Origin of the sequence: Psychrobacter immobilis (genome assembly GCF_904846185.1) — a bacterium.
GTDB lineage: Bacteria > Pseudomonadota > Gammaproteobacteria > Pseudomonadales > Moraxellaceae > Psychrobacter > Psychrobacter immobilis_B.
The window spans coordinates 82,909-108,597 of sequence record NZ_CAJGZQ010000002.1 but is presented as its reverse complement, the minus strand read 5'-3'; the positions used below and the strand labels follow the sequence as shown (position 1 = coordinate 108,597).

General features: G+C 42.3%; 21 protein-coding genes and 1 tRNA gene. 9 read left to right on the top strand and 13 right to left on the bottom strand.

All coding sequences use genetic code 11. The features are described 5' to 3' along the window. The first annotated feature begins 127 nt into the window (after nucleotides 1-127). Together purM and purN are read left to right on the top strand one after the other, a co-directional pair. Entirely contained in the window at nucleotides 128-1,177 is a 1,050-nt protein-coding gene (purM, locus tag JMW94_RS01395) for a phosphoribosylformylglycinamidine cyclo-ligase (protein WP_201600042.1), read from the top strand. After that, the gene (purN, locus tag JMW94_RS01390; RefSeq protein WP_201600039.1) at nucleotides 1,177-1,869 is read left to right on the top strand and encodes a phosphoribosylglycinamide formyltransferase; all 693 of its coding nucleotides are present in this window, start codon (nucleotides 1,177-1,179) and stop codon (nucleotides 1,867-1,869) included. Before purM ends, purN begins: the two co-directional genes overlap by 1 nt. A gap of 150 nt (nucleotides 1,870-2,019) precedes the next feature. Here purN and JMW94_RS01385 read toward each other — a convergent pair whose 3' ends face one another. Both JMW94_RS01385 and JMW94_RS01380 read right to left on the bottom strand, forming a co-directional pair. Further along, nucleotides 2,020-3,402 carry an NAD-dependent succinate-semialdehyde dehydrogenase gene (locus tag JMW94_RS01385; protein ID WP_201600037.1) on the bottom strand — a complete coding sequence of 461 codons (1,383 nt, stop codon included), beginning with the start codon at nucleotides 3,400-3,402 and terminating at the stop codon, nucleotides 2,020-2,022. A gap of 419 nt (nucleotides 3,403-3,821) precedes the next feature. Further along, complete coding sequence (locus tag JMW94_RS01380; RefSeq protein ID WP_045444529.1) at nucleotides 3,822-4,811, bottom strand: LysR family transcriptional regulator; 990 nt, start codon at nucleotides 4,809-4,811, stop codon at nucleotides 3,822-3,824. Between the two features lie 690 nt (nucleotides 4,812-5,501). On the opposite strand from JMW94_RS01380, the gene JMW94_RS01375 reads away from it, so the two are divergent. Then, on the top strand, nucleotides 5,502-7,088 hold the full coding sequence (locus tag JMW94_RS01375; RefSeq protein ID WP_045444527.1) for an isocitrate lyase: 1,587 nt from the start codon (nucleotides 5,502-5,504) through the stop codon (nucleotides 7,086-7,088). Between the two features lie 137 nt (nucleotides 7,089-7,225). Here JMW94_RS01375 and JMW94_RS01370 read toward each other — a convergent pair whose 3' ends face one another. Then, the gene (locus JMW94_RS01370; RefSeq protein WP_201600036.1) at nucleotides 7,226-8,458 is read right to left on the bottom strand and encodes a DUF4349 domain-containing protein; all 1,233 of its coding nucleotides are present in this window, start codon (nucleotides 8,456-8,458) and stop codon (nucleotides 7,226-7,228) included. Between the two features lie 251 nt (nucleotides 8,459-8,709). Here JMW94_RS01370 and JMW94_RS01365 point away from each other — a divergent pair, with 251 nt between their 5' ends. Next, on the top strand, nucleotides 8,710-10,401 hold the full coding sequence (locus tag JMW94_RS01365; protein ID WP_201600034.1) for a CYTH and CHAD domain-containing protein: 1,692 nt from the start codon (nucleotides 8,710-8,712) through the stop codon (nucleotides 10,399-10,401). Between the two features lie 351 nt (nucleotides 10,402-10,752). On the opposite strand, the gene JMW94_RS01360 is transcribed toward JMW94_RS01365, so the two are convergent. Together JMW94_RS01360 and JMW94_RS01355 are read right to left on the bottom strand one after the other, a co-directional pair. Further along, nucleotides 10,753-11,367 carry a nitroreductase family protein gene (locus JMW94_RS01360; protein ID WP_201600032.1) on the bottom strand — a complete coding sequence of 205 codons (615 nt, stop codon included), beginning with the start codon at nucleotides 11,365-11,367 and terminating at the stop codon, nucleotides 10,753-10,755. 211 nt (nucleotides 11,368-11,578) lie between these two features. Continuing rightward, nucleotides 11,579-12,118: a L,D-transpeptidase gene (locus JMW94_RS01355; protein ID WP_201600030.1), complete on the bottom strand. Its 540-nt coding sequence runs from the start codon at nucleotides 12,116-12,118 to the stop codon at nucleotides 11,579-11,581. A 146-nt stretch (nucleotides 12,119-12,264) separates the two neighbouring features. On the opposite strand from JMW94_RS01355, the gene JMW94_RS01350 reads away from it, so the two are divergent. After that, nucleotides 12,265-13,563 (top strand): hypothetical protein, encoded by a 1,299-nt coding sequence (locus JMW94_RS01350; RefSeq protein WP_201600028.1) that lies wholly within the window; start codon nucleotides 12,265-12,267, stop codon nucleotides 13,561-13,563. Between the two features lie 155 nt (nucleotides 13,564-13,718). On the opposite strand, the gene JMW94_RS01345 is transcribed toward JMW94_RS01350, so the two are convergent. Further along, the gene (locus tag JMW94_RS01345) at nucleotides 13,719-14,957 is read right to left on the bottom strand and encodes an argininosuccinate synthase (protein WP_201600025.1); all 1,239 of its coding nucleotides are present in this window, start codon (nucleotides 14,955-14,957) and stop codon (nucleotides 13,719-13,721) included. A gap of 327 nt (nucleotides 14,958-15,284) precedes the next feature. Between JMW94_RS01345 and pyrC the strand changes: the two genes are divergently transcribed. The 4 genes from pyrC to JMW94_RS01325 all read left to right on the top strand — a co-directional run bounded on the left by pyrC (nucleotide 15,285) and on the right by JMW94_RS01325 (nucleotide 17,931). Further along, nucleotides 15,285-16,355 carry a dihydroorotase gene (pyrC, locus tag JMW94_RS01340; protein ID WP_201600020.1) on the top strand — a complete coding sequence of 357 codons (1,071 nt, stop codon included), beginning with the start codon at nucleotides 15,285-15,287 and terminating at the stop codon, nucleotides 16,353-16,355. A gap of 291 nt (nucleotides 16,356-16,646) precedes the next feature. Continuing rightward, the gene (gene rnt / locus JMW94_RS01335; RefSeq protein WP_201600334.1) at nucleotides 16,647-17,306 is read left to right on the top strand and encodes a ribonuclease T; all 660 of its coding nucleotides are present in this window, start codon (nucleotides 16,647-16,649) and stop codon (nucleotides 17,304-17,306) included. 298 nt (nucleotides 17,307-17,604) lie between these two features. After that, complete coding sequence (locus JMW94_RS01330; RefSeq protein WP_140412980.1) at nucleotides 17,605-17,802, top strand: hypothetical protein; 198 nt, start codon at nucleotides 17,605-17,607, stop codon at nucleotides 17,800-17,802. A 53-nt stretch (nucleotides 17,803-17,855) separates the two neighbouring features. Beyond that, nucleotides 17,856-17,931 (top strand) — tRNA-Glu (locus tag JMW94_RS01325). 384 nt (nucleotides 17,932-18,315) lie between these two features. Here JMW94_RS01325 and JMW94_RS01320 read toward each other — a convergent pair. The 7 genes from JMW94_RS01320 to JMW94_RS01290 form a co-directional block, all read right to left on the bottom strand. After that, entirely contained in the window at nucleotides 18,316-18,939 is a 624-nt protein-coding gene (locus tag JMW94_RS01320) for a BLUF domain-containing protein (protein WP_045444510.1), read from the bottom strand. Between the two features lie 406 nt (nucleotides 18,940-19,345). Beyond that, nucleotides 19,346-20,113 carry a 2-C-methyl-D-erythritol 4-phosphate cytidylyltransferase gene (ispD, locus tag JMW94_RS01315; protein WP_201600017.1) on the bottom strand — a complete coding sequence of 256 codons (768 nt, stop codon included), beginning with the start codon at nucleotides 20,111-20,113 and terminating at the stop codon, nucleotides 19,346-19,348. Nucleotides 20,114-20,263: 150 nt separating this feature from the next. Next, nucleotides 20,264-20,572 carry an FtsB family cell division protein gene (locus JMW94_RS01310; RefSeq protein WP_055125147.1) on the bottom strand — a complete coding sequence of 103 codons (309 nt, stop codon included), beginning with the start codon at nucleotides 20,570-20,572 and terminating at the stop codon, nucleotides 20,264-20,266. Between the two features lie 124 nt (nucleotides 20,573-20,696). Further along, complete coding sequence (eno, locus tag JMW94_RS01305) at nucleotides 20,697-22,013, bottom strand: phosphopyruvate hydratase (RefSeq protein ID WP_055125148.1); 1,317 nt, start codon at nucleotides 22,011-22,013, stop codon at nucleotides 20,697-20,699. 320 nt (nucleotides 22,014-22,333) lie between these two features. Further along, the gene (locus JMW94_RS01300; protein WP_201600014.1) at nucleotides 22,334-24,694 is read right to left on the bottom strand and encodes a heavy metal translocating P-type ATPase; all 2,361 of its coding nucleotides are present in this window, start codon (nucleotides 24,692-24,694) and stop codon (nucleotides 22,334-22,336) included. A gap of 227 nt (nucleotides 24,695-24,921) precedes the next feature. Continuing rightward, entirely contained in the window at nucleotides 24,922-25,146 is a 225-nt protein-coding gene (locus tag JMW94_RS01295) for a heavy-metal-associated domain-containing protein (RefSeq protein ID WP_011280902.1), read from the bottom strand. Between the two features lie 263 nt (nucleotides 25,147-25,409). Next, nucleotides 25,410-25,664 carry a heavy-metal-associated domain-containing protein gene (locus JMW94_RS01290; RefSeq protein ID WP_201560351.1) on the bottom strand — a complete coding sequence of 85 codons (255 nt, stop codon included), beginning with the start codon at nucleotides 25,662-25,664 and terminating at the stop codon, nucleotides 25,410-25,412. Nucleotides 25,665-25,689: the final 25 nt, after the last annotated feature.

Genomic DNA, 25,689 nt, shown 5'->3' with positions numbered 1-25,689 from the left:
TCCGCAAGTTGCTTTGCGAGTAAGGGTCATTTTTGGGTATAATGCGCGCACTATATTCAGAATTAACACGACCAACTCGATTTTCTACTGACAGACCTTCATTCCCTATAAAATTTGTGAGATGACCATGAGTAACAAGCCTTCTTTAAGCTACAAAGATGCTGGTGTTGATATTGATGCTGGCGATGCGTTGGTACAACGTATTAAATCAGTGGCAAAAGCCACCTCTCGTCCTGAAGTTGTGGGCGGACTTGGCGGCTTTGGAGCGCTTTGTCGTATACCAACTGGTTACACCTCACCGTTATTAGTTTCAGGTACTGATGGTGTGGGCACCAAACTTAAACTGGCGTTACAGCTAAACCGTCACGACACGATCGGTATCGACTTGGTCGCCATGTGCGTCAACGATTTATTGGTTTGCGGTGCAGAGCCATTATTTTTCTTAGATTACTATGCGACTGGCAAGCTTGATATTGATGTAGCAGCGACTGTGGTCACTGGTATTGGTGAAGGCTGTAAGTTATCAAACTGTGCCCTGATCGGCGGCGAAACCGCTGAGATGCCAGGTATGTATCAAGACGACGATTATGACTTGGCAGGCTTTTGTGTCGGTGTGGTCGAAGAAGCAGAAGTCATCACTGGCGAAAACGTCGCGGAAGGCGATGTATTGATCGCTCTTGCCTCAAGTGGTGCACACTCAAACGGTTATTCATTGGTGCGTAAAGTCATCGAAGTCAGCGGCATTGATGTGACTACTAGCGATGAGCAATTAGACGGTCAGCCTATCCAAGACGCGTTAATGGCCCCTACTCGCATCTATGTTAAAGCGATTAAAGCGCTACAAGATACTCTTGGTAGCTCAGCGCTGCATGCAATGTCACACATCACCGGTGGCGGCTTAACCGATAATTTACCACGTGTATTACCAGAGAATTTAGCTGCTAGTATTGATACGGCTAGCTGGCAGTTCTCAGAGCTATTCACTTGGTTACAAACCCAAGGAAATATTGAACAAAGCGAGATGTACCGCACCTTTAACTGCGGCGTTGGTTTTGTCATTGTCGTGCCTAAAGATAAAGCAGATGAGGCTATTCAAACTTTGAACGATGCTGGTGAAAAAGCTTGGCAATTAGGTGAAATGGTTAGTCGTGAAGCGGACGCAGTGGTGTACCGTTAATGTTAGACAGTCAAAAGAAAATTGATAATAACCCTTTACGGATTGCTGTACTGGTCTCTGGTAGTGGTAGCAACTTGCAAGTACTGATAGATGCGATGCAAGCTGGCGCACTGCCAATTGAGATTGTTGGCGTCATAAGCAACCGTGAAGATGCTTATGCCATCACCCGTGCAAAAGACGCTGACATTCCTGTGGCAGTATTGTCACATGTTGCTAGCGGCAAACGCATGGGCATCATGACCTTTGAGAGTCATGCCAGCAGCCAACTAGCATCATGGCAACCAGATGTCATTGTGTTAGCTGGTTTTATGCGTGTCTTGAGTGCAGATTTTATCGATAATGCACCAGCGCCGATGATTAATCTGCACCCCTCTTTACTACCTGTCTATAAAGGCCTTGATACCCATCAGCGTGCGATACAAGCAGGTGAGCGACATCATGGCTGTAGTATTCATGTCGTCACTGCCGAGCTTGACGCGGGGGCTGTTTTGACCCAAGCGCTGTTAGAGATACATCAAAGAGACACTGCCGATAGCTTGCAAGCACGCGTGCAAAAGCTTGAGCATCAATTGCTCCCTTGGACGATTTTATTATTGGCCAAAGGCGCACTTTCGCTAGACCATGCTCAAGCATCCAATCAACAAAGTATGTCTTTACCAACGCTACCGTTAAAACTATATTTGAACGACTGAGTAAATAGCGACAGTCACAAATTATCAGGCACCAACTATCAAACTTAAACTCTTCGCATAAAAAAGCCCAGTCACTCAATGAATGACTGGGCTTTCTAATAGCTACCTTTAAAATCTTCTAAAGCATATTAATCCCGAAGACGTCAGCTATTATTGACTTTTATGGACATGTAACCCTTTAATATTTACAAATTCTTTGATACCAAAACCGCCATGCTCGCGACCATGACCTGAGTTTTTCACTCCACCAAATGGCAACGCTGGATTTGCAAGACCGTAACCATTGATGTAAACCATGCCCGTATCAAACTCTTCACGCGCTAGGCGAATGGCTTTGTCTTCGTCTTTAGAGAAGATAGCACCGCCCAAACCGTAGCGACTGTCATTGGCAATGCGTAATGCATCATCTTGGTCTTTGGCTCGTATTAATGAGGCGACAGGACCAAATAATTCGTCATCATAGGCAGGTTGTCCTTTTTCGACATTCTCCAAGATAGTTGCTGGATAAAAACTGCCTTTACCTTCTGGCAATTGACCACCAACAGCAATCGTTGCGCCTTTTGCCACACTGTCTTCTACTTGCTCATGCAATTTTTCTTGTAAATCTTTGCGGGCTAATGGACCAAGATCAGAGGCATCATCCATCGGATCGCCAGATTTAGCGTCTGCAAACTTTTTGACAATGCGTTCACGGAAATCATCGTATAAGCTATCAACAACGATAAAGCGCTTAGCGGCGACACAAGTTTCACCATTATTAATGAGACGCGCTTGGGTACAAGTTTCTACCGCTAACTCTACATCAGCATCTTCTAAGACAATAAAGGCATCGTTTGAGCCTAATTCTAGCACCACCTTTTTAATGGCTTTTGCTGCTTGCTGACCCACAATGCTACCAGCGCCGTCGCTACCTGTCAGTGTGACACCGCGCACTTTGTCATGACCGATTAATGCTTCTGATTGGTCGTGATCGATTAAAATCGTACGGAACAAATCGTTTGGTAACTCTGATTCATGGAAGATTTTTTCGATTAACAAGCCTGAACCAGTCACGTTTGATGCGTGCTTGAGTAAAATACTATTACCTGCCATCAGATTTGCGATGGTATAACGGAATACTTGGTAAGCAGGAAAGTTCCATGGCTGCATGCCATAAATGACACCGATAGGCTGATAAGTCACAATACCTTTCTTCAAGCCTTCAATATCACGTTCATCGTCAGCAAGTGCAGCCACTCCTTTTTCTGCGGTATAGTCGCAAATCGCCTTACACAAATCTATTTCTTGCAAACTCTGACTATAGAGCTTACCACGCTCCTCAGTCATGAGTTCAGACAACTCTTCTTTGTACTTGAGCAATGTCTCACCGATAGAATTGATAACTTTTGCACGCGCCTCATGGCTGGTTTTACGCCACTCAGTAAATGCTTGGTGCGAGGATTCAACAATATTGTTCACCTCGTCATTACTCATATAATCGTATTCTTTGATCGCTTCACCCGTTGCTGGGTTTATAGTAGTAATATCTGCCATGATTATTATCCTTATTTATTAAACTATTTTATTGGTTTGAAAATTGATCGCTTCAACATCTGAAATCTTAGAAACACATAAACCTTAGAAATACATAAAGCAAGAGTGGTCATTTTTATAAACGTATCTGGTTAAATTGGACAACTTCATCAACGCTCTTATGAAATCCGATACTGTCGTATAACTTAACAATAGGCTATGTATTTGTGTTTTTTCTTAAGTGGGATTTATCATAGCAAAATGTACAACGAGTAGTTTTACAAGTTATAAAGAAGTGTTCGTAAGATGTTAAGAATGTGACTGACCGATTTATTAGGTCAAAATCTTGGACGAGATTTTTCAGTAAAATTACGCCAATAAAAAAACCAGCGCTTGGGCTGGTTTAATAAATAAGCAATTGATAACCAAAAATAAATGGCTTAAAACAAATGATTCATCACAGGAATTTCTTGGGGTGGATTCTCTTCTTCGTCAACAATTTGACGAGCCACATGCATGATAAGCTGACGCAACCATCGATGGGCGGGATGATGCTGCAGCAAAGGCGACCACGCCATCGTTAGCTCAAATTCAGGGATAAAAAATGGTGGCTCGACCATCATGATACTGTCGTTATTAGCTTGCATTTTTGCTACACGCGTAGGCAAAGTTGCAACCAAATCTTTATTGGCTGCGAGCATGGCTGGCATTTGATAGTGGCGGGTAAAAACACTGATTTGACGTTTTTGACCTAAACGTTGCAGTGCTTGATCAATTGAACCTAGGCCACCAGATTTTTCTGGATTGACACCAAATCCCACACCCATACCCGTTTTAGAGACCCAAACGTGCTGCGCCTTAAGATAATTTTTTAGATTAAAGCGATGCGCATAGGGACTGTCAGAGGACAATAGGCAGCTAAAGGTATCACGCCAGACCAAAACTTGGTGGAAACTTTGCGGAATTTCATTAAAGCGGTTGATCGCCAAATCCACTCGCCCCTGCTCCATATCACGATATGAGACGTCCGATGGCGTTAAGAAATCTAAGATGACATTTGGTGCCTCTGAGCGCAATGCTTTGACCAATTTTGGTACCAATGTCGCTTCAGCATAGTCTGAGGTCATGATACGAAAAACGCGCGAGGTACTATAAGGACGAAATTCTGTGCGTGGCTCTAATACTTGTGTCAAATCCGCCAGTATTTCACGGATACGAGGTTGCAACTCCAAAGCGCGTTCAGTCGGCGTCATGCCTTCGGATGAGCGTACCAGCAATGGATCATTAAATAGCTTACGTAGCCGGCGCAAAATATTACTCATCGCAGGTTGGGTAATGCCAAGCTGCTCAGCTGCACGAGTGACGTTTTTTTCTCGTAACAACACATCTAGATGTACCAATAAATTTAAATCTACCCGCTGCAAATTCATATATGTCTCTTTACCTTAAAATAAATACCACTACAAACGCGGCGTTTTTTGCCCTGTTATTTAGTATAAATCATCTATAACAGCATGAAATAAGGACAATTTTATATTAATTATTTTGATATACGCTTATTATAACTGAAATCATTCATCATAAGTCATTGTTTTATATGTACTATCATAAAATTAAATACCCAAGATAATAATCATAAACTAGATAAATCAAGGCAACCTAGCTATAGTGGCTAGCAAGCGCTTAATCAGTCCTTGTTTAATGTTAGGCAGTCGCCGTGCGTTTTGATGGATTGACTACCACAGGTATTTTATCGCATTTTCATGCGGAAATACGGACATAACCTTTATTACGCAAACTTAATTTTTTGCTCTCATTTGTTTTTAAGCTTGAATTAGTAGTTGGCACTTTTTAGGGCAATAAGCACTTTAACAGTCAAAAAAGGCTTATAAAAAAGCGCATTCAACCTAAAACGAAAGACCCAATAATAAAAGCTGACCAATTCGACAGGTTTTATTTGCTTTTATCATAATTTTCTTATAGTTTAGTAGAGATTGCTAACGCACAAGGTTTATATTTTAGATTTTTACTTCTGCCAGCATCTTTCTACATATATCAAAATTACCTCAATACTTGTAATTTTCTAAGTTACTAATTTTCACCACCCCAAGGAGACATAGATGTCAACTGCATATAAATCAGCGATCGACTTAGTACGTGAATTAAAGCAAAAGCACGGTAACTGGCAGAATATCAGCGAAACCGATGCGGCACGTATGATGTCACAAAACCGTTTTAAAACGGGCTTAGATATCGCCAAATATACTGCAAAAATCATGCGTCAAGACATGGAAGACTATGACAATGATACGTCTCAGTACACGCAGTCTTTAGGTGCATGGCATGGTTTTGTGGCACAACAAACTATGTACGCTAAGAAAAAATATTTTGGTACTACGTCTAAAACTTACATCTACCTATCAGGTTGGATGGTTGCAGCCCTTCGCTCTGAGTTTGGTCCTCTTCCTGACCAATCTATGCATGAAAAAACCTCTGTACCTAAGCTAATCGAAGAAATCTACACCTTCTTACGTCAAGCTGATGCTAAAGTATTGAACGACTACTTCCGTGAGCTAAACGCTGCAGAAGAAGCGGGTCAAGATACCTCAGCCATCCTAGAAAAAATCGAAAACTTTGATTCACATGTTGTGCCAATCATTGCTGACATCGATGCAGGTTTCGGTAACGAAGAAGCCACTTACTTGCTAACTAAGCAAATGATTGAAGCTGGTGCTTGTGCTATTCAGGTTGAAAACCAAGTATCTGACGCGAAGCAATGTGGTCACCAAGCGGGTAAAGTCACTGTACCGCATGAAGACTATATCGCAAAAATCAACGCTATTCGTTATGCATTCTTAGAGCTTGGTGTTGAAGACGGCGTTATCGTTGCTCGTACTGACTCTGAAGGCGCGTCACTAACGCAAAAAATTCCAGTATCAAATGAGCCAGGCGACCTTGCTTCTCAGTACATCGATTTTATCGAGATGGAAGAAGTCACGCTAGAAAACGCCAAAGAGAATGACAGCTTGCTTAAGCATAACGGCAAATTAGTACGTCCAGTTCGTCTTCAAAATGGTCTATATCAGTTCCGTGAAGAAACGAACATCGACCGTGTCGTACTTGACTGTGTAACGGCTCTAGAAAATGGCGCTGATCTACTATGGATCGAGACACCGACTCCAGACGTCGCACACATCAAAATGATGGTTGATCGTATTAAAGAGCAACAGCCAAAAGCCAAGCTTGTATACAACAACAGCCCATCATTCAACTGGACACTGAACTTCCGTAAGCAAATCATCGCTCAGTGGGAAGAAGAAGGCAAAGACCTATCTGCCTACAATAAAGATGACTTGATGAGTGCTGATTACGATGGTACTGAACTTGATACCGCAGCTGACGAAGCGGCTAGAAACTTCCAACGTGATGCGTCACGTGAAGCAGGTGTATTCCATCACTTAATCACGCTACCTACTTATCACACCACTGCGCTTAGCGTGCATGAGCTTGCTAAAGGCTACTTCGGTGAAGATGGTATGCTTGCTTATGCTGCTGGCGTACAACGTAAAGAAATCCGTGAAGGCATCGCTTGTGTTAAGCACCAAGCAATGGCTGGTTCTGACCTTGGTGATGATCACAAAGAGATTTTCTCTGGTGAAAATGCCCTTAAAGCTGGCGGCGGCAAGAACACGATGAACCAGTTCTAATCACCGACCACTTATAAGTACATCTCGTAAGTACCAGTTATAAAGAAAGCCGTCCTATCTTATAGGGCGGCTTTTTTATGTCTGCTTATTTGCACTATAGCATTATAAGATTTTAAGCATTGCGAGCTTGTTAATTTTCAATTTGAGTGGTTATTATCCTTACTGTCAGCCTCTTTCATATTGTTAATGTTATCCTCTACCTGACTGCTCTGTATACCGACTGAATCGTGACTTTTTGGATTTTCACCCATCAGCTCACGCTTCATATTTTTTATACAGGGATCATGTTTAAAAAATCTACGATAGATTGCTTTTATCATTCTATAAATTAGATAAAAAATACCGCCAAGTACAAGCAGCCACCACAGTTGTATCAATCCAAGCGCTACTGATCTAAGTATCTCCCAGCCATCTTTAAATGCTTGACTCACTTGACTACTAAAACTTGGCTGCTCAGCATCTAATAGCACATCCAGATTTTGTGTGGTTTCTTTATAACTGATATCTGGCTGCATAAAGGTCAGGTTAATGGTGCTATATTGAACTTTATCAGCAATAGCCAGTTGCTCAAGCTTGGCAAGCTCTTGCTGACGACGTGCCGCATAAGTCGCGGTAATAGCATCAACATTGCTACCTTGGTCTTTATCATTTTTACTACTCAGGCGTTCTTGGCTAAGCTCGCTTGCCATATCACTATTTAGCTGGCTCGCTAGCTGTTCACGATAAATATCTAATGTCACATCTTGAGCACTAAACTGCTGCCCATTTAAAAATGCGACTTGCTGTTGTAATTGCGCTAGGAACTTACTGACATTGGCGCGAGGGATACGAACCGTCATGTCAGCTTGACGAGTGTAGGTTGTAATAGTGATATTTTTATTGCCTTGTACAAAGGTTCGACTATCACGTGGATGATTGCTAATATTGCTAAGTGCCACATAACCAGCCTGTTGCCGTGTCAAACTCTCAATAGCATCACTAGTTTTGACGACATCTTCAACCTTAAAATCAGCACTGGCAGTTATCAATAGCGCTTTGCCCGCAATTTTAATGTCTGCTGCCTGACTACCAAGGGTCTGTTCACTAGTGCTCGATAGGTTTGCAACCTCTAAGCCATTGGATGCGTTATCGACTGCCGCATCGGACATGATGCCACCCATCTCACTATTAACAACCTCCTCCGTTGCAGACTGAACCGACTCCATATCAGCGCTACTCTCTGCATATTCAGAAGAGCTATCGCAGCCGCCTATCAATAACACAGACCCAAGCATTATTGGTAGACATAAAACTGATGGAAACAAGGCTTTAGGCAGTAATATTGAATGAGACTGCTGAGTGTCATACTTCTTTTGAGTGCATTGCGTCATTATTTTATAATCCGGCATTTTATGAGATATGGTAAACATATTGGATAAAAATATTTTAGCTTTTATTATAAAGCCAACCACCTTTATCCTACTTTTGTTTAATAATTAACGTTAATTATAATGATTACTTACTAAAAGTATATCTCTAATATTGGCTCAAATTATTTATAGAAAAAATTTTGCTTGTTATTCGCCGATAGCTTTCATACGATGGTAGTCATTCAAATTTATTAAAATAATCGGGAGCCATCATGCAAGAGATAGAGCTAAAGTTTTTGGTACCAGAGTCGCGACTGAAAGGTTTGATGCGCCAAGCACGAGTCAAGTCTTCTGAGATGACACAGCTGGCTGCCCATTATTATGATACCCCAGACCAACAGCTTGCAGAGGCAGGCATTGGCTTGCGTATCCGTAAAGAAGGCGATGCTTGGGTACAGACCATCAAAGCGGGCGGCGATGGCATTGCAGCACGCTTAGAGCATAATACGGTACTGGATAATGAACAAGTACAAGCGATGCTCGATAATAATACGCTCATGCCTGATTTAACTATTTATAAAAACACCTCTGTCGCCCCTGCCCTGGCTGAATTTAAGCTAAAAAAACTGGCTAAAAATCTCACACGGTTATATGTGACCGATGTAGAGCGTACCACACGATTGCTAGTGGATGATAATGGCGGTGATAGTGATGCAAATAACCATGTCGAGATGGCGTACGACTATGGAGAGATTATTCACGGTAACGATGATACTCAGCGCGATGCTATTCAAGAGATTGAGTTTGAGCTAATATCAGGAGATATCGATTTTTTATTTGCAACCGCCAAAACTTGGTGTAAGCGCTACAAGCTTTGTTTGTCTACGGTAACCAAGGCTGAGCGCGGTGGTTTACTCATCACAGAACAGCAGCATAGTCCAGCTGTCCACGCTGACCTTGATCAGCTAAATATCGATAAGAAAATCAGTATGCCTGCCTTTGTGCGCGCAGCGGTACATAACTGTCTGTTGCAAATACTGCCCAATAGCAGCGCCATCGTCGCTGGCAGCGAAGAGGACGACCATGCATTACAACTATACATTGGTATTGTCCGCTTGCAAGCTGCCCTACAAGCATTTGCCAGCTATTCTGATGAAATCAATCCAGACTGGCTGCCAATACTAAAACAAACAGCCACATTATTGGATGAATATCGAGAGCTTGCCCATCTTGCCTCACATATAGAGCCTAACTTACAGCAGCATGGTGCACCTACTGTCAATTGGGCAACAGATATGGATGCGCTGAAGATTACTCCGAAAGATGCCGTCAGTGCCAACGATTTTCAGCTGACCTTACTTGAGCTGATCGCCTTTACCATGAGCGACCCAAGCCTTGAACCGCAAGCTGATCAACTCGCCGTCGATAAACTGGCAAAAACCTTATCCAAACAGCAGGCAAAGCTTGGCAAGGCAGTACAAGAGCTACAGAGTAAAAAAGACGTTGGCTCAGATAACATTAATATAGAAAGCAATGATTTAAAAGATGATGATTTACAAAGTGTTGACTTAGACGATAATGACTTAGAAAACGTAGATTCAAAAAGTGATGATATAGAAAATATTGATCTAGACGATAATAATGCAGAGCATGAGGTGCATAAACAGTTAACCCCCTTACTTTATATCAGTGAGTTTGCTGCGCCATTATTAGATAAGAAAAAGTCAAAAAAGAAAAAAGCCAAGAAGGAAAGCAAACGCTGGCTAAAATACTTAGCAAAAGCACAAAAGACTTTGAATAAATATCATAATCATAAAATGTACCAACAGCGCTATCAATTAAAGTCGAAGACAGATAGCAGTGCATTGTATGGCGCTGGCTGGTTTGCAGCCATGCTAGTGAGAGACCTTAAGCGCACAGAAAAACGCTTGGCGAAAGTGACAGACAGCTCAGTATTTCGGTAAAAATGCTCTTATAGTCATTCGACTATAAAAGCATTACAGCGTTAGCCTCGCTTGAAGTATCACATATACATCTACGCTCGGTTGCCTTGTACTACTTTTAAATTGAATCGATTATAGCAGCATGAACCAAGCTTAAAATAAACTAAGCTTAAAATAAAAAAGACAACTCACTTTATATGGGCTGTCTTTTTTTAAGCGTTTTCTTTGAGGTGCTTTTTTTGATCGGATGCTTAAATTCAGCCATTTGAAAAACGTAATACTTCAACTGAGTTAAGCATATTTCAAAGATTACTATCCGCTTTCTACATCTAGCGTGTTTGTAAGCTTAAGTATTTTATAAGCTCAAGTGTTTTATAAACCTAGCACTTTCATACGCTCACTAACTGGCTGATACGTTTTCTCGCCAGCAGGCTCAACAATGTTGCCAAATGGCATTTGTGCCACCAATTTCCAACTATCTGGGATAGCAAAAGCCTTAGCTGCGTCTTCATCCACAAGCGGATTGTAGTGCTGTAGGTTGGCACCAACATTTAAAGTACGTAGCTCTGTCCACATCGCATACTGATGCATGGCTGAGGTTTGCTGAGCCCAAACTGGAAATCTATCTGCATATAGCGCAAACTGTTCTTGCAGTGACTCAGTCACGTTTTTATCTTCATAAAACAGCACCGTACCCGCCGCCGCACGGAAGCCATCTAGCTTTTGCTTAGTCCCAGAAAAGTCGCCATCGCCGACGGCTGCACGCAGCTTTTCTTCAGCGATGTCCCATAATTTCTGGTGTTCGGCACCAAACAGTACGACCAATCGCGAAGATTGTGAATTAAAAGCAGAAGGGGTATGCAATAAAACACGTTCTGCCATATTGACAATTGCTTGTGGCTCTACTGGCAGCTCATTACCCAATGCATATATTGAACGGCGCTCATCAAAAGCTTGTTGTAAAGTGACTAAACTTTCTTTAGACATCGATATTATCCTTATAATTATCATAAAACATAGGTTAAACGAGCCATGTTTGGCATGACAAGTCGATCATTCATAAGCAAGCTATTATATCAATATACTAAATAATATCTAGACTCTATAAAGTTTTATTTATCAATTACTCTATGAAGTTATTCTATTTTACTTAAGATGTAAGAAAATAATTTACCACGTAATTGTTAATAAATAGTCGTTAATTAGCAACAATCGTCACCGATATGCCCTCTGCAATTTGGTCGAACAATTCAATAATATCCTCATTACGCATACGTATACAGCCATGCGAGAGTGGCACACCCATCGGTTCACTGTCTGGCGTACCATGAATATAAATATAACGCTGATAAGTATCGCAGCCACCTTGACTATTCCTGCCTTTATTAAAGCCCTCTTCCACACCACTTAGCCAAAGAATACGGCTTAATATCCAATCGCGTTCAGGATGTCGTTCACCAAGCTCAGCACTATATCTCTCGCCCGTAGGGACGCGTCCGATGAACACGGCATTTATGGGTTCATTTGCGCCAATTTTTTTGGCGATAAAGTGTTTGCCAAGAGGTGTGCAGCCGCTATCTTGTTGACTGCCAATGCCATTTTTAGCAGTAGACACCGTATATTGAGTAATTTCTTTATCGTGTTGGTAGAGCGTTAATGTTTGCTTAGCAATATTGACCACCAACTGCACATCAGAACTTTCGTTAAATTGTTCGTTATAGCTTTCGTTATTTTTCATAGAATGTTTCCAACGGTCATTTACCCAATACATATCATTATTGACCGTGTGATAAGTAAGTGGATTGATTTTTTCTATTATTAAGGGATTGTATCAAGGCTTTTGGCACCGTAATATAGGGGCACACTTTTTGATGCTAGCAGATTATGACGACTATTTCACCGACACGTGTGTCGATGTATGATTTTCTCTATCAAGATACCAAGCCAATGGTATCTTTATTGGCAGATGCCGCCAAGCTTTCATTACCACAAGCTCGATTGGCAATGGATGCCAGCTTACAAGCCATTATCAGTGCCTTGCTTGCTTACCAGCAGCATAACGACGGACAAGCTGTAAGCAAAAAGCTATTTAGTCGCGGCGCTGTTAAAGAGCTACGCCAATATAATTCGATGAATTTTTCGACCATGAATGCGACGTTATATCATCGCCATGAAGCAGCAGATGCGATATTTTATGATAATGCTCGCGTGATTAAAGCGAGTGACTATATTGCTCAGCAGATTGACGCAACAACGCAGCAAGTACAGATACTCCTCACGTCCTTATGCGTGATTGTCTTACGTGAACTGGCTATTTTAGCCGACTATAGCCAACTTGATAATGACGAGATGGATAAGTGGTTCGCTTTACAGCCACAGTTTTTATCAGCTGCTCGCTTTGCCATCAATGAGCCAACGTCTGTCTCTGTTAAATTGAATGAGGTAAATGAAGATAACAGTCTAGTCGCAGCATCAGAGGTCAATTTAGACTCGACAGTAAGAACAAAGGCAGCAGCCGAATCCGAAAACAATCCTAATACAGAACGTGCCTTATTAAGTACAGAGCAGCTCGCTGACACCCCACCAGCGTTCAATCCTTACTGGCATGAATTGACGACATTCAAGCCTGAACGTCATGAGCCTGTGCAAGATATGCAACTGGCAACTGGTAATTATTTAAAAGCCATTGGGCGCTCACCTGATAACCTGCAGCAAGGTCGCCATAACGACATGCTAGTCTTTACAGAAATGCAAGCCATTGCCCTGCCACACCAACGCTGGCTATTACAGCTCGCAAAAATCTCAGATATCTATCTCAGTCGTAATCGCCTACGTATTACCTCTGAACCTGCCAGCGCACCCAAACCGCCTTTGGTAAGCTTAGGTTTAATTGGTGGTAATAACGACAATACGCCGACCACCACCAGCGAAAAGCCCATTGAATACGAGGCATCCATACCCCTTTGGAAAAATCCGGTTATCCTGATTATTATTGCTGTGATCGGGGTGCTTGGCGGGCTTGCAGCGCTCAAGTATCAAAGCCAAAAATCTGACGGTGTGTTACTGGCGACAGAAGAAGTCATAGAACAAGATATTATCGAAGAACGTCAACAGCAGGATGTGGCTATTGTCATGGTTGACGATGATGAGTCTGATGATAAAGAAACAAAAGCGGCTCAATGATAAATAAAAGCTCTGAAGACAGAACTTCTTAATTAGCAAAAAATTATCGTACAAACCTTCAAAAAATCCACAAAAAAAGGCGCTATTCATATAGCGCCTTTTTTTATTCATGTATCTTATTCATGCTTTATCTAGCACAGTCTATTAAGACCGGCTTACTTTGATAAATCACGACCACGGCTAGCTTCAATCGCCAGACGTAGACCATTTAGACGGATGAAACCTTCTGCGTCTTTTTGATCGTAAGCACCCGCATCATCTTCAAAAGTCGCGATTTTTTCGTCAAACAACGAATCATCTGACTTACGACCAACAACGCTCACAGCACCTTTGTATAACTTCACACGTACTGTGCCATTGACATATTCTTGTGACTTGTCAATCAATGCTTGTAGCATCATACGCTCAGGACTGAACCAATAACCGTTATAAATCGTTTTGGCGTAGCGTGGCATCAGCTCATCTTTTAAATGCGCCGCTTCACGATCGAGTGTCAATGACTCAATACCGCGATGCGCTTTTAGCATAATGGTGCCCGCTGGCGTCTCATAGCAACCGCGTGATTTCATGCCAACATAACGGTTTTCAACGATATCCAAACGTCCAATACCATGCTGACCACCAATCTCATTTAGCTTAATCATGACTTCATACGGCTTAAGTGCTTCACCATCGATGGCAACGATGTCACCTTTTTCGTACTCTAATTCTAAGTATTGTGCTTCATCAGGTGCTTCTTCTGGGCTTACTGACCAGCGCCACATATCATCTTCTGCTTCGGCGTATGGGTCTTCTAAAATACCGCCTTCATAAGAGATGTGTAGTAAGTTGGCGTCCATTGAGTACGGAGATTTTTTCTTATTGCCCGCATAATCAATCGCAATGTTATGCTCTTTGGCATATTCCATCAAGCTCTCACGGCTAGACAAGTCCCACTCACGCCAAGGGGCAATGGTGACTACGTCAGGCGATAAAGCAACCGCGCCAAGCTCAAAACGGACTTGGTCATTCCCTTTACCAGTCGCGCCATGACTGATCGCATCGGCATTGTGTTCTTTAGCAATCTCAACCAAGCGCTTGGCGATTAACGGACGCGCGATAGAAGTTCCTAGCAGATACTCGCCTTCATAGATAGCGTTAGCGCGGAACATCGGGAATACATAATCACGGGCGAACTCTTCACGTAAGTCTTCGATATGGATATGTTTGATGCCCATATCTTCAGCTTTAGCGCGGGCTGGCTCAACTTCTTCGCCTTGACCGATATCAGCAGTAAAGGTAATCACTTCTGCATCATAGGTTTCTTGCAGCCATTTAGCGATGATGGAGGTATCAAGACCACCTGAATAGGCCAAGACGATTTTATTAATATTTTTTGGATCAAGTTGAGCCATGAAGAACTCCTATTGTGAGCATTTAGTGTTAGGAAAAGCGCTAATATTCAATCAAAAGATAAATTACTTGCTCAGTGTACATCATATTTACTATAGGCAAAAGTGCAACTGCCCCATGGCATAAGCTTTTGATTTAAATTTTGGGTCGATAGATTTCAATTATTCACATATAGTTGACAGTTGACTGCCGCAAATTAAAAAACAACCCATGTATTATGTACAGATATTTAGCCGCATATTTAGTCAAGTAGGCAAATCTGTTATGATAGCAGTACAGTATCCCTTCCTTTTATTTCCGTATATGACGATATAGAGCGCGACGACATTATGACTGATTCGATTAGAGAATTGACCATCCTTCAGCCAGACGATTGGCATATCCATTTGCGTGATGGCAAAGCATTGAGCACGACTGTATCGCACGCAGCAAACAGCTTTAACCGTGTCATATGTATGCCAAACTTAGTGCCTCCTGTTAAGAACACTGACGATGCGCGTGCCTATCGCGACCGTATCATGGCGCACTTAGTAGCCAGTGAGCTGAGTGCTGAGCGCAAAACTGCATTCGATCCACGTATGACTTTATATCTCACTGACAAAACCACTGCCCAAGATATCGAGATGGCAGCACAATCAGGTATCGTCCAAGCGGTCAAGCTTTATCCTGCTGGCGCGACTACCAATTCGGCTGATGGCGTCACCAATATTAACGCCTGTGTCGATGTTTTTGAAGCATTAGAAAAGCACAACCTACCACTATTGATACATGGCGAAGTGACGCAAGATCATGTGGATATCTTTGACCGTGAAAAGCGCTTTTTAGACGAAGTGTTGGCACAAATCATTGTCAAATTCCCTACATTAAAGATTGTCGTCGAGCATATCACCACTAGCGATGCCGCTGATTTTGTCTTAGCACAAGGCAATCACATTGCCGCCACTATCACCCCGCAGCATTTAATGTTTAACCGCAATCATCTATTGGTTGGCGGTATCAAGCCACACTTTTATTGCTTGCCTATTTTGAAGCGTGAAAGCCATCAAAGAGTATTATTAGATGTGGCAACCAGTGGCAATCCTAAGTTTTTCTTAGGCACGGATTCAGCCCCGCATGCGACGGATAAAAAAGAAGCCGCTTGTGGCTGTGCTGGTTGCTATAGTGCCGCAACTGCCTTGCCATTGTATGCCACCGCTTTCGATAGCGTGGGAAAAATAGACAAGTTAGAAGGCTTTGCCAGTCGTTTTGGGGCTCAGTTCTATGGACTGCCAGTCAATGAAAGCACGATTACGCTTGTCAATACACCTATGCAAGTGCCAGCAGCCTACCCTTACTTTGATGGCTCATCATTGACCCCGCTTATGGCAGGCGAGACACTGCCTTGGTCTATCAAAGCATAAAACGCACTAAGCAAAACCATCTGTATTCTATTTTAACTTGAGAAGTTTAACCCTATGATAAGAATGACATCTGCTAACCAGCAGTGTGATTTGTATCATAGGTTATTTATTTTTCATATAATGTCTTAATTCAATATAACAGTACGACTGATAAAAGCGATTTAACCAGATATGACCATTCCAAACGATGCCGCCTTACCTAACGAAAACCCATCAAACACTGTAGAAAATAGCCTTAAGATCGCGTCAAATAGTCACACAGAAGATACCGCAGCAGACGAGCTAGCACCCATGCGTCTAAAAGACCGATTTCGTAAGTTTCTGCCTGTCGTCGTTGATGTGGAAACTGCCGGCTTTAATGCGCAAACCGATGCTTTACTAGAGATTGCCTGCATTCCTGTACTACTGAATGAGCAAGGTGTGTTTTATCCTGGGGAAGCATTCAATGCTCATATCGAACCCTTTGAAGGCGCGAATCTTGAGCCAAGTGCCCTTGCCTTCACTGGCATTGATCCCAACAATCCAATGCGTAAAGCCATTGCTGAAGACGAAAAAACAGCACTACGCCGTATCTTTAAGGGGTTAAAAGAAGTACGCCGTACTGAGGACTGCCGCCAGTGCGTCTTAATCGGGCACAACGCCCATTTTGACTTAGCGTTTTTGAATGCGGCAGTGCTGCGTACTAACAACAAAAGTCACAACCCGTTTCATAACTTTTCAGTTTTTGACACAGTGACATTATCTGCGCTGGCATTTGGTCAGACAGTACTAGCACGGGCTTGTAAGGCAGCAGGGCTTGATTTTGATGGCAATGATGCACATTCTGCCCTATACGATACACAAAAGACCGCTGAGCTGTTTTGCCATATCCTAAACCATTATCCTATGCTGGCTAATGCGATGCATACTGAAGAAAATAAAGAGGATTCGACTGAGAGTAGTCACAAATAATCCATTTATCACATATCCTATATTGCCAACTACCCATAATAGTGCTATTTGTAATACTTGATGACTTTGACATCTTGGTTTTACAATCAATAGGGATATGATTGATATCACAATAAATCAGCAACTTGTCTAACCGTTGAATATCATATTGTGTAAAACAATTCAAAAACCAGACAACTTGCTGTAATTACTCACATTAGAACGTCTCGTTATATCCTATAGATGGTTTAAGTTGCCCACATTGTCGCGATAGCCAGTACGATTCATGCTATCGAGGCGTAATAGGAGGGACTCTATTATGGATCCACAGCTTAAGTTATGGGGAACCATCCTCGGTTATATGCTGCTCGCATTGACTATTAGTGCTTGCACTTCTCTATGGATTCGCTATCATTTAAAGCGTAATGACTTACATCCTCGCCGTGCGATCAAAAAAAGATACTTAATTTTAAAAAGAAGAAGAAAAAGGCTTGACAGCAAGCGCAGACGCTATTAGAATACGCACCACTTCAGCATAAAGGTGAAAGCAGCTGAGGTGTTGTGTTACTAGTCCCCATCGTCTAGAGGCCTAGGACACCGCCCTTTCACGGCGGTAACGGGGGTTCGAATCCCCCTGGGGACGCCACTATTTGGCGTCACTTATTAGCAAATTTGCTGCAAAGCATCTGATAAGACTAATAAACGTACCACCAAAAACCCCAATCACATACTATTGTGATTGGGGTTTTTTTATGCCTGTTTTTTATATCATGAGGCTCTTAATACCTTAGCACTCAGTTCGTCATCGCCAATTTACTTGATAAATGAAGCATAATTAATTTTATAGATAAGATTCTGTATTAAGTTCGCTCAAGATATTAAGGTATATTTACTAAGCGTCGCTATCCATGGTTTCTATACCTAACTTGATATTTTGTTTATTTATTGAATTTTTTATCATAAATTTAAGCAAAAAAAATCCAGTATTGAATACTGGATTTTTAAATCAAACAATCTATTTTTACAAAAACTACCAAATCTTATCTGATAGCATTAGCCACAACAATGTCATCACAATCATGATACCGAGTACCGTTTGAATCAAGAAGAATGCTTGATGCTGACCAACAACCTTACTTAACGTCACCCCTAACGTGCTGTACTTGATAGGTGGCGTGTCAATATTGCCAGTTCTTGCTTGTTCCTCATAATACCCTTGTAAGATATCTAAAAATTCGCGCCATGCGTTAGAGCCCCAATCATAGGGTTTAAATGGCATGAGTTTTTTCAGCTCAGGCTCTTTGGTCATCCAACGTTCAAGTGTAATGGAGCGTAGAGACCAGTTCGAAAAACGGCGTTCAGTAATTTCTGAAAAATCTAAGATTTTTAATTCTTTATGTCGATCGTCTAATAATAAGCGATTCTTTAGATTGGTTAAATCTTGTTCTGACCCTTCTGCACATTGAAAAAAGTAGCCATTGCCATAGCAAAGAATACCCGTAACATTATCGGCTTGGTTACGCTCAATCGCGACCTCTGAGATGTCGTTAAGCGTGCTGGGGCTTGAAAGACCAGTCGAAGTAATTTGGCTTATATATATAAGCTGGCAGAGATCTGTCGTCACTGGATTTGTCGAATCGTTGATTGTTGACAATCAGCTTCTCCCTATTTTCAGGTAAATGTAGCTAAGACAACCATACTAAATTTAGAAAAAACATAGAAACAAGATCTTTGAAAATATCAAACAGGCTTGGTATATTATTGATTTTATAAATGTTTATATTAATTGTATTAAGTTGGTTACATCATAGGCTAGTTTAGTCATCAAAGCAATATATGTTTATCTTATATCATTAATTGAAAAAACCAAACAATAATTCGCAATTATTTATATCGAGAACTTGCACTGTGGTTTATGGGCAGCGATAGGATAAATAGGTAATATGGGAGAGGAAAGTTATTATAACAATCGTCACCAATGAGCAATAAGACCACCGGCTTATTAATGAGATTGATACAAACTGGTGTCTATTACGAGTGTTTAATTATTTTTAGTCTGCTCAGAACTGGGCATTAATAATCGCTGCGAGCAAGATAGCATCATCAGGATAGGTAAGCTTGATGTTCTGGCGACTGCCAGTCACGAGGCGAATGGGTAGGTCTAAACATTCAAATGCACTGGCTTCATCAGTAATGGTGAGCTCGTGTTCAGCGACATAAGTTAATACTTTTTGCAGCTGACCTAAGCGAAACACTTGCGGCGTTTGTGCTTGCCACATATGACGGCGATCGATAGTACGTTTAGCGTAAGAATATGGGCTGCTACTCACTGTCAGGTTAACTACAGGCGTCTCACCTACAAGCTCAGATTGAGCGGTAGACTGGGCATAAGACTCCTTTAAAGTATCAGCCACCGGTGTCGCTAAGATAGCACCATAGGGCTCTAGCATCGCCGCTTCGATGACTTGTTCAATATCATGACTGGGAACCGTAGGACGCGCAGCATCATGAATAACAACCAAATCTGAATCGTCGGCTCCCGCCTCAATAATCGCCTTTACCCCTGCTCTTACTGACTGCCAACGCTCATCGCCGCCAATCACATAATTGATGGGGAGCACAAAATTCAATGTCTTTGCCGTACTGTCATCTGCTGCGACGACCAATAAACATGTATCAATATAAGCACTGCTAGCAAGCCGTGCCACACTATGCTGTAGCAAGGTCTGCCCTTGCAGCATCGTATATTGCTTAGCAATAGAGGCACCAAAACGACTACCGCGACCCGCAGCAACTATCATGGCATGTACATTAGGTGTGATATTCATAAGGCAATATTCATAAAGTAGTATTCATGGTTAGAGCCCATGATAGTATTGCTAGGGATAGACGAGGAATAAGAGAAGTAACGAATTTCAGGTGAATAAGATTTCTATTATAGACAATAGAAGATCATAATTTTAGACAGTTAAGAGCAATTAATAACGGCTATGCGTCGTGGGCGCCGTAGATACTTGTACAAAGGTCTCGTTCGGCTTAATCAAACCCAAGTCTAAACGAGCGTGCTCTTCTACTGCCTCAAGACCAGTTTTTAAGTCATGCACATCAGTACGCAATAAGTTATTTGCTGCCACTTGGTTTTCGTTTAAGCGTTGTTGTTCTTCGATTTGAGTCAGCAATTTATTATGCTCAAAGCGACCATTTTCGCCCAGCCAATACTGATATTGCAATCCCAATAGGACGGCAACGGCTAGAGCAAGTAGCATAAATTGGCTAAAGTATTTCATAAGATAATAACGCCGAACAACATAGAGACAATAATAAAAATAAAAAACCAGCTAAGCTTGCTAAGCGATATATCACCATATTAATGATGACATATCGCCTGGCTGTAGCAAGAAATCCGGCTTGTTAACCACGTAGACCGATGAACTCTTCACGACCACGATAGCTTGCACGTACTTGTTGTTCGATACGTAGCAGCTGATTGTATTTCGCCACACGGTCTGAACGACATAGTGAGCCAGTTTTAATCTGACCAGCAGCTGTACCAACGGCTAAATCTGCAATGGTGCTGTCTTCAGTTTCACCTGAACGATGTGAGATAATGGTTGCATAGCCATTTTTCTTCGCTAGATAGATCGCATCTAGCGTTTCTGATAAAGTACCGATTTGGTTAAACTTAATCAAAATTGCATTGGCAATATGCTTATCAATACCCTCTTGCAAGATAGCAGGATTGGTCACAAATAAATCATCACCAACCAACTGAACTTTATCACCAATCTGCTCAGTCAAATACTTCCAGCCGTCCCAATCTGACTCGTCAAGCCCGTCTTCGATAGAGATAATAGGATATTGACGCGCCAAGCCGACTAGATAATCTGAGAATCCTTGGCTATCAAAGGCTTTGTTGCCTTCGCCTGCCAAGATATATTGACCATCTTTGTAAAATTCGCTAGCCGCACAGTCTAACGCCAAATGAATGTCTTCGCCCGCTTTATAGCCGACTTGCTCAATCGCTTGCATGATAACGGTGATGGCTTCTTCGTTGCTACGCAGGTTTGGCGCAAAACCACCTTCATCACCAACCGCAGTATTTAAGCCTTGTGATTTCAACACAGATTTCAAGCTGTGGAAAATTTCTGTACCAGCACGCAATGCTTCTGAGAAGCTGGTGAAACCAACAGGCTCAATCATGAACTCTTGAATATCAACCGTGTTATCCGCATGCTCACCACCGTTCAAGATGTTCATCATCGGTACAGGCATCGTCAGCGACGTCTGATTGCGCAAGTTTGCAATATATTGATGTAATGGCAGATTTTGTGACTTGGCAGCGGCTTTTGCAGTGGCAAGAGACACCGCTAGCATGGCATTAGCGCCAAGGCTATCTTTGTTTTCTGTGCCATCTAGCGCAATCATTGCATCATCAATGCCTTGCTGTTCGGTGACGTCTTTATCCATCAACGCGCTGCGAATTTGGCTATTGACGTTAGCAACGGCTTTTTTGACGCCTTTACCCATATAGCGACTTTGGTCACCATCACGTAGCTCAAGCGCTTCGCGTGAACCAGTTGATGCACCACTTGGGGCAGCAGCACGGCCGATAGTGCCATCAGCTAAGATTACATCAGCTTCGATGGTTGGGTTACCACGCGAGTCTAAAATCTCACGGGCGCGAATGTCTTTAATTGCGGTGACGTTGGTGGTTTCTTCAGCGTACATAATGTCTGTTAATTCCTTTGGTCATGCCAAGTTTGTGGGATAAATAACGGCAACTAGAATACAAAAAAGATAAAGCAAAATATCGTATAGTGCTATGCTCAAACCAGCTTTGTTTATCTATATAGTCAGCAAGTTTTGAGCAAGACTAAAGGGGTTTTTAATACTTTAATCGTCAGCTATAGTGCTTGGCATCATAGCATAAATTTTGCCAAACTTCCCTTATCTTGCACCGACTGGCGCTGATAAAATCACACTTAGATAAACAAATTACCAATTATGGATTTGTCTCAGCACCTATAATATTAAAAGCCATATGACTCTTATGCTTTTGTTAGACGTTCTGTTTTAGTGTGGGAGCCAGATACTGTGTTATCCAGCTCAACCTTTGTTTTAAATTGGGTCAAACGTAAGGCATTCATTAATACTGAAATAGAGCTAAGCGCCATCGCAGCGGCGGCAATCATAGGGTTTAAGAAACCAAAAGCAGCCAGCGGAATACCCAGACAGTTATAAATAAAAGCAAAAAACAGATTTTGCTTGATGTTGCGCACTGTTGCATTAGCGATTTTTTGCGCGGCATCAATATGCATCAGTGACTCACCCATCAAGCGTGCAGACGCACTATGCTGGGCGACATCTGTGCCTTCAAACATGGCAAAGCTTGCATCGGCAGTTGCCATCGCTGGCGCATCGTTGACACCATCACCTGCCATTGCAACTTTATGACCAGCCGTTTGCAACAAGGCAATTTGACTGGCCTTATCGCGTGGGCTCATTTTACCATAAGCCTGTTCAATACCCAGCTGCCCTGCCACATGATCGACGACGGACTGCTTATCACCACTCATCAAAATGACATTAATACCTGCATCTTGTAGCGCAGTAATAGCCTTCGGAGTATCTACTTTTAAGTCGTCAGCTAGAGCAAAAGCACCCAAAGCTTCCTCATTAATACTAACGGCAACGGTACTGGCAATTTGCCATACCTTTGGCATCAGCTTAGGCAGTGTTAAATTAGCAAACTCTGCGGTACCGACTTTTACCACACCCAAACCTTCAATATTTGCTTGTATACCAGCGCCTTTAATGACACTAATATCAGTCACATTCATCAACGGCAAATTTCGCTCAGTAGCCGCGTTAACCAATGCTGTTGCTAGCGGATGACTGGCATGCGCCTCAACGCTTGCGGCTATTTGTAACACATCATCGACTGCGATCGATTTATCCACCATCACATGGTCCACGATAGTCGGCTTACCAATGGTCAAAGTACCTGTTTTATCGAGCACTACCGTATCAATATTGCCTGCCGCTTCAAGGCTTTGTGCGTCTTTGAACCAGACACCATGACGAGCAGCAACGCCCATACCAGCCATGATAGCGGCTGGCGTTGCCAAACCTAAAGCACAAGGACAAGCAATGACCAATACCGATACTGCGTGCATCAAGGCAGTATCGATCATGCCTGTCAGCCACCACGTCACCCCAAAAGTGATAAGCGCAATGGCAACGACGACTGGTACGAATACTGCCGTCACTCTATCGGCGAGACGGGCTAAATTGGCTTTTGAGCCTTGGGCATCGCTGAGGGCTTGTACCATATCACCAAGCTTTGTATCACTACCTTTAGCACTGACGCGGTATAACAAGCTGCCATTTTCAACCAACGCCCCTGCCAATAATTTATCTCCCACTTCTTTTTTAAGCGGTACCGACTCACCCGTTAAATGACTCTCGACACACCAGCCAGCACCATCGATAACCACCCCATCGGTTGCAACTCGGCTGCCTTGTTTAGCACGCAAAATATCACCAACTTGCACGTCTTTCAGAGCAACATTATGAAAATCACCATTAGGCTGCTGCTGTTCGACTTCATCGGGCGTTAAGGATAATAATAAATCGATACTATTGAGGCTGTGTTTTTTGGTGCGCTCTTCTAGATACTTACCCGTACGCACAAAAGCAATGACCATGACGCCTGCTTCAAAATACACCGCAGGACTGCCATCCGCACCGTGACCACCAGCATGACCACTTTGCAGCAAACTGTTTAAAGTGCCATCACCATGGGTCAGCCACAGATACGTTGAATACGCCCAAATAGTCACGGTACCGATGACGACTAGCACGTCCATATTAGCAAGACCACCTTTAATCGACGCCCAAGCGCTTTTGTAAAATGGCAAGGCAAATCCAAACTGTACAATGGTCGCTAATATAAATTGAGTCCAAATTGGCGGCATCCACGCCATACCCTGCCCAACAAGCATACCTGCCATACCAACTAAAAATGGCACCAAACAAATCCATAACCCAATCAAGCGCCATGGGTACTGAGTCGCGGTATCTTCGTCTGTTTTTGCAAACAAACTATCGGCCGCCTGCAAATTGGCAACGAAGCCTGTTTTATTTACCCATTCTGTCACTTGTTCAGGCGTTGTCTGCGTTGGGTCATAATCAACATTCGCAGTTTCGCCAGCGAAATTTACACTCACCTCGTATACCGACGGCTTTTTGTTGAGCACCTTCTCAATTCTCGAGGCGCAGGCTTGACATGTCATTCCATCAATGGCCAGCTGCAAGTGTGCACGCTGCGGCGCGAGCGGCGTATTGGATTGAATATCAGTTTTTACATCGTAGGCGTCATGATTGTCAGTTTGGGTAGTATCATTCATAAATAAAACTCGGTATGGCGTTTATGCGTTATGGCGTTATGGCGTTATAAAGTCGTCTGAGCTAGGACAGCAACTCAGTGGATGGAATATCTAAGTCAAACAAATAGCACGCTTTAAAATTTAATATTGGTATGGTCGCACTGAATAATAAGTACGCTACTATCAATAATTTTTAACCATTAAAAAACCAGCCTTGATAGCCGGTTTTTTAATACAAATGAAGCAGGTTAAGCATTAGCAACAGTGGCATCAAAGCCAGCATCGTCGATAGCAGCAGCAATTGTCTCTACACTGGTTTTGCTATCATCAAAAGTAACCGTCGCTTGATTATCTGCCAGCTCAATACTGATATCGTCTAAGCCATCGATATCAGCAGTGGCGTTATGAACACTGGCTACACAGCCACCGCAAGTCATGCCATCAATTTTAATAATACGTGTTTGGTTTGCCATGAGAGGCTCCTTATTTTTGTAACTGAGTTTTTATAGGTAAATACTTTTATTAAAGAATTGCTTTTATAATTGTCTTTTTAAGACGGCTATCTTTTAAGACGTAATAAAAATAGCACTTAACCAGCTTAAGCCCTATCACGGTTAACAACAAGGCTCTTTGATTATCACTTTATTAATAGAACCGTAAATAATGGAACTGTAAATAATAGAACCGTGAATTTATGCCTAAGTGACAGACAATAGCGCTTATTTTAGAATAACGTCTAATCATCATGACGTGGGTTTTGCGGTGCATCAAGAGGAAATGGCTGAGTCACATAATCGACCGTACTAATTGCCGCCGTAAACGCATGAATACTGGTGTCTGTATCTTCATAACGTATGGTGGCAACATTATTATCAGGATCAAGCTCGATGGCCGTCACCCCTGTGATATTTTTCAGCGCTGTCATCACACTCTTTAATCCTTCATCATTATCGATATTTTCGATACTGACTGTTGCTGTTTGCATCGCCATAATCTCAGCCTCTTATTGTCTGTGA

Bases quoted from the DNA above. Each gene is read 5' to 3' on its own strand.
- purM (WP_201600042.1), top strand. From the start codon at position 128: ATGAGTAACAAGCCTTCTTTAAGCTACAAAGATGCTGGTGTTGATATT.
- purN (WP_201600039.1), top strand. From the start codon at position 1,177: ATGTTAGACAGTCAAAAGAAAATTGATAATAACCCTTTACGGATTGCT.
- JMW94_RS01385 (WP_201600037.1), bottom strand. From the start codon at position 3,402: ATGGCAGATATTACTACTATAAACCCAGCAACGGGTGAAGCGATCAAA.
- JMW94_RS01380 (WP_045444529.1), bottom strand. From the start codon at position 4,811: ATGAATTTGCAGCGGGTAGATTTAAATTTATTGGTACATCTAGATGTG.
- JMW94_RS01375 (WP_045444527.1), top strand. From the start codon at position 5,502: ATGTCAACTGCATATAAATCAGCGATCGACTTAGTACGTGAATTAAAG.
- JMW94_RS01370 (WP_201600036.1), bottom strand. From the start codon at position 8,458: ATGACGCAATGCACTCAAAAGAAGTATGACACTCAGCAGTCTCATTCA.
- JMW94_RS01365 (WP_201600034.1), top strand. From the start codon at position 8,710: ATGCAAGAGATAGAGCTAAAGTTTTTGGTACCAGAGTCGCGACTGAAA.
- JMW94_RS01360 (WP_201600032.1), bottom strand. From the start codon at position 11,367: ATGTCTAAAGAAAGTTTAGTCACTTTACAACAAGCTTTTGATGAGCGC.
- JMW94_RS01355 (WP_201600030.1), bottom strand. From the start codon at position 12,118: ATGAAAAATAACGAAAGCTATAACGAACAATTTAACGAAAGTTCTGAT.
- JMW94_RS01350 (WP_201600028.1), top strand. From the start codon at position 12,265: ATGACGACTATTTCACCGACACGTGTGTCGATGTATGATTTTCTCTAT.
- JMW94_RS01345 (WP_201600025.1), bottom strand. From the start codon at position 14,957: ATGGCTCAACTTGATCCAAAAAATATTAATAAAATCGTCTTGGCCTAT.
- pyrC (WP_201600020.1), top strand. From the start codon at position 15,285: ATGACTGATTCGATTAGAGAATTGACCATCCTTCAGCCAGACGATTGG.
- rnt (WP_201600334.1), top strand. From the start codon at position 16,647: ATGCGTCTAAAAGACCGATTTCGTAAGTTTCTGCCTGTCGTCGTTGAT.
- JMW94_RS01330 (WP_140412980.1), top strand. From the start codon at position 17,605: ATGGATCCACAGCTTAAGTTATGGGGAACCATCCTCGGTTATATGCTG.
- ispD (WP_201600017.1), bottom strand. From the start codon at position 20,113: ATGAATATCACACCTAATGTACATGCCATGATAGTTGCTGCGGGTCGC.
- JMW94_RS01310 (WP_055125147.1), bottom strand. From the start codon at position 20,572: ATGAAATACTTTAGCCAATTTATGCTACTTGCTCTAGCCGTTGCCGTC.
- eno (WP_055125148.1), bottom strand. From the start codon at position 22,013: ATGTACGCTGAAGAAACCACCAACGTCACCGCAATTAAAGACATTCGC.
- JMW94_RS01300 (WP_201600014.1), bottom strand. From the start codon at position 24,694: ATGAATGATACTACCCAAACTGACAATCATGACGCCTACGATGTAAAA.
- JMW94_RS01295 (WP_011280902.1), bottom strand. From the start codon at position 25,146: ATGGCAAACCAAACACGTATTATTAAAATTGATGGCATGACTTGCGGT.
- JMW94_RS01290 (WP_201560351.1), bottom strand. From the start codon at position 25,664: ATGGCGATGCAAACAGCAACAGTCAGTATCGAAAATATCGATAATGAT.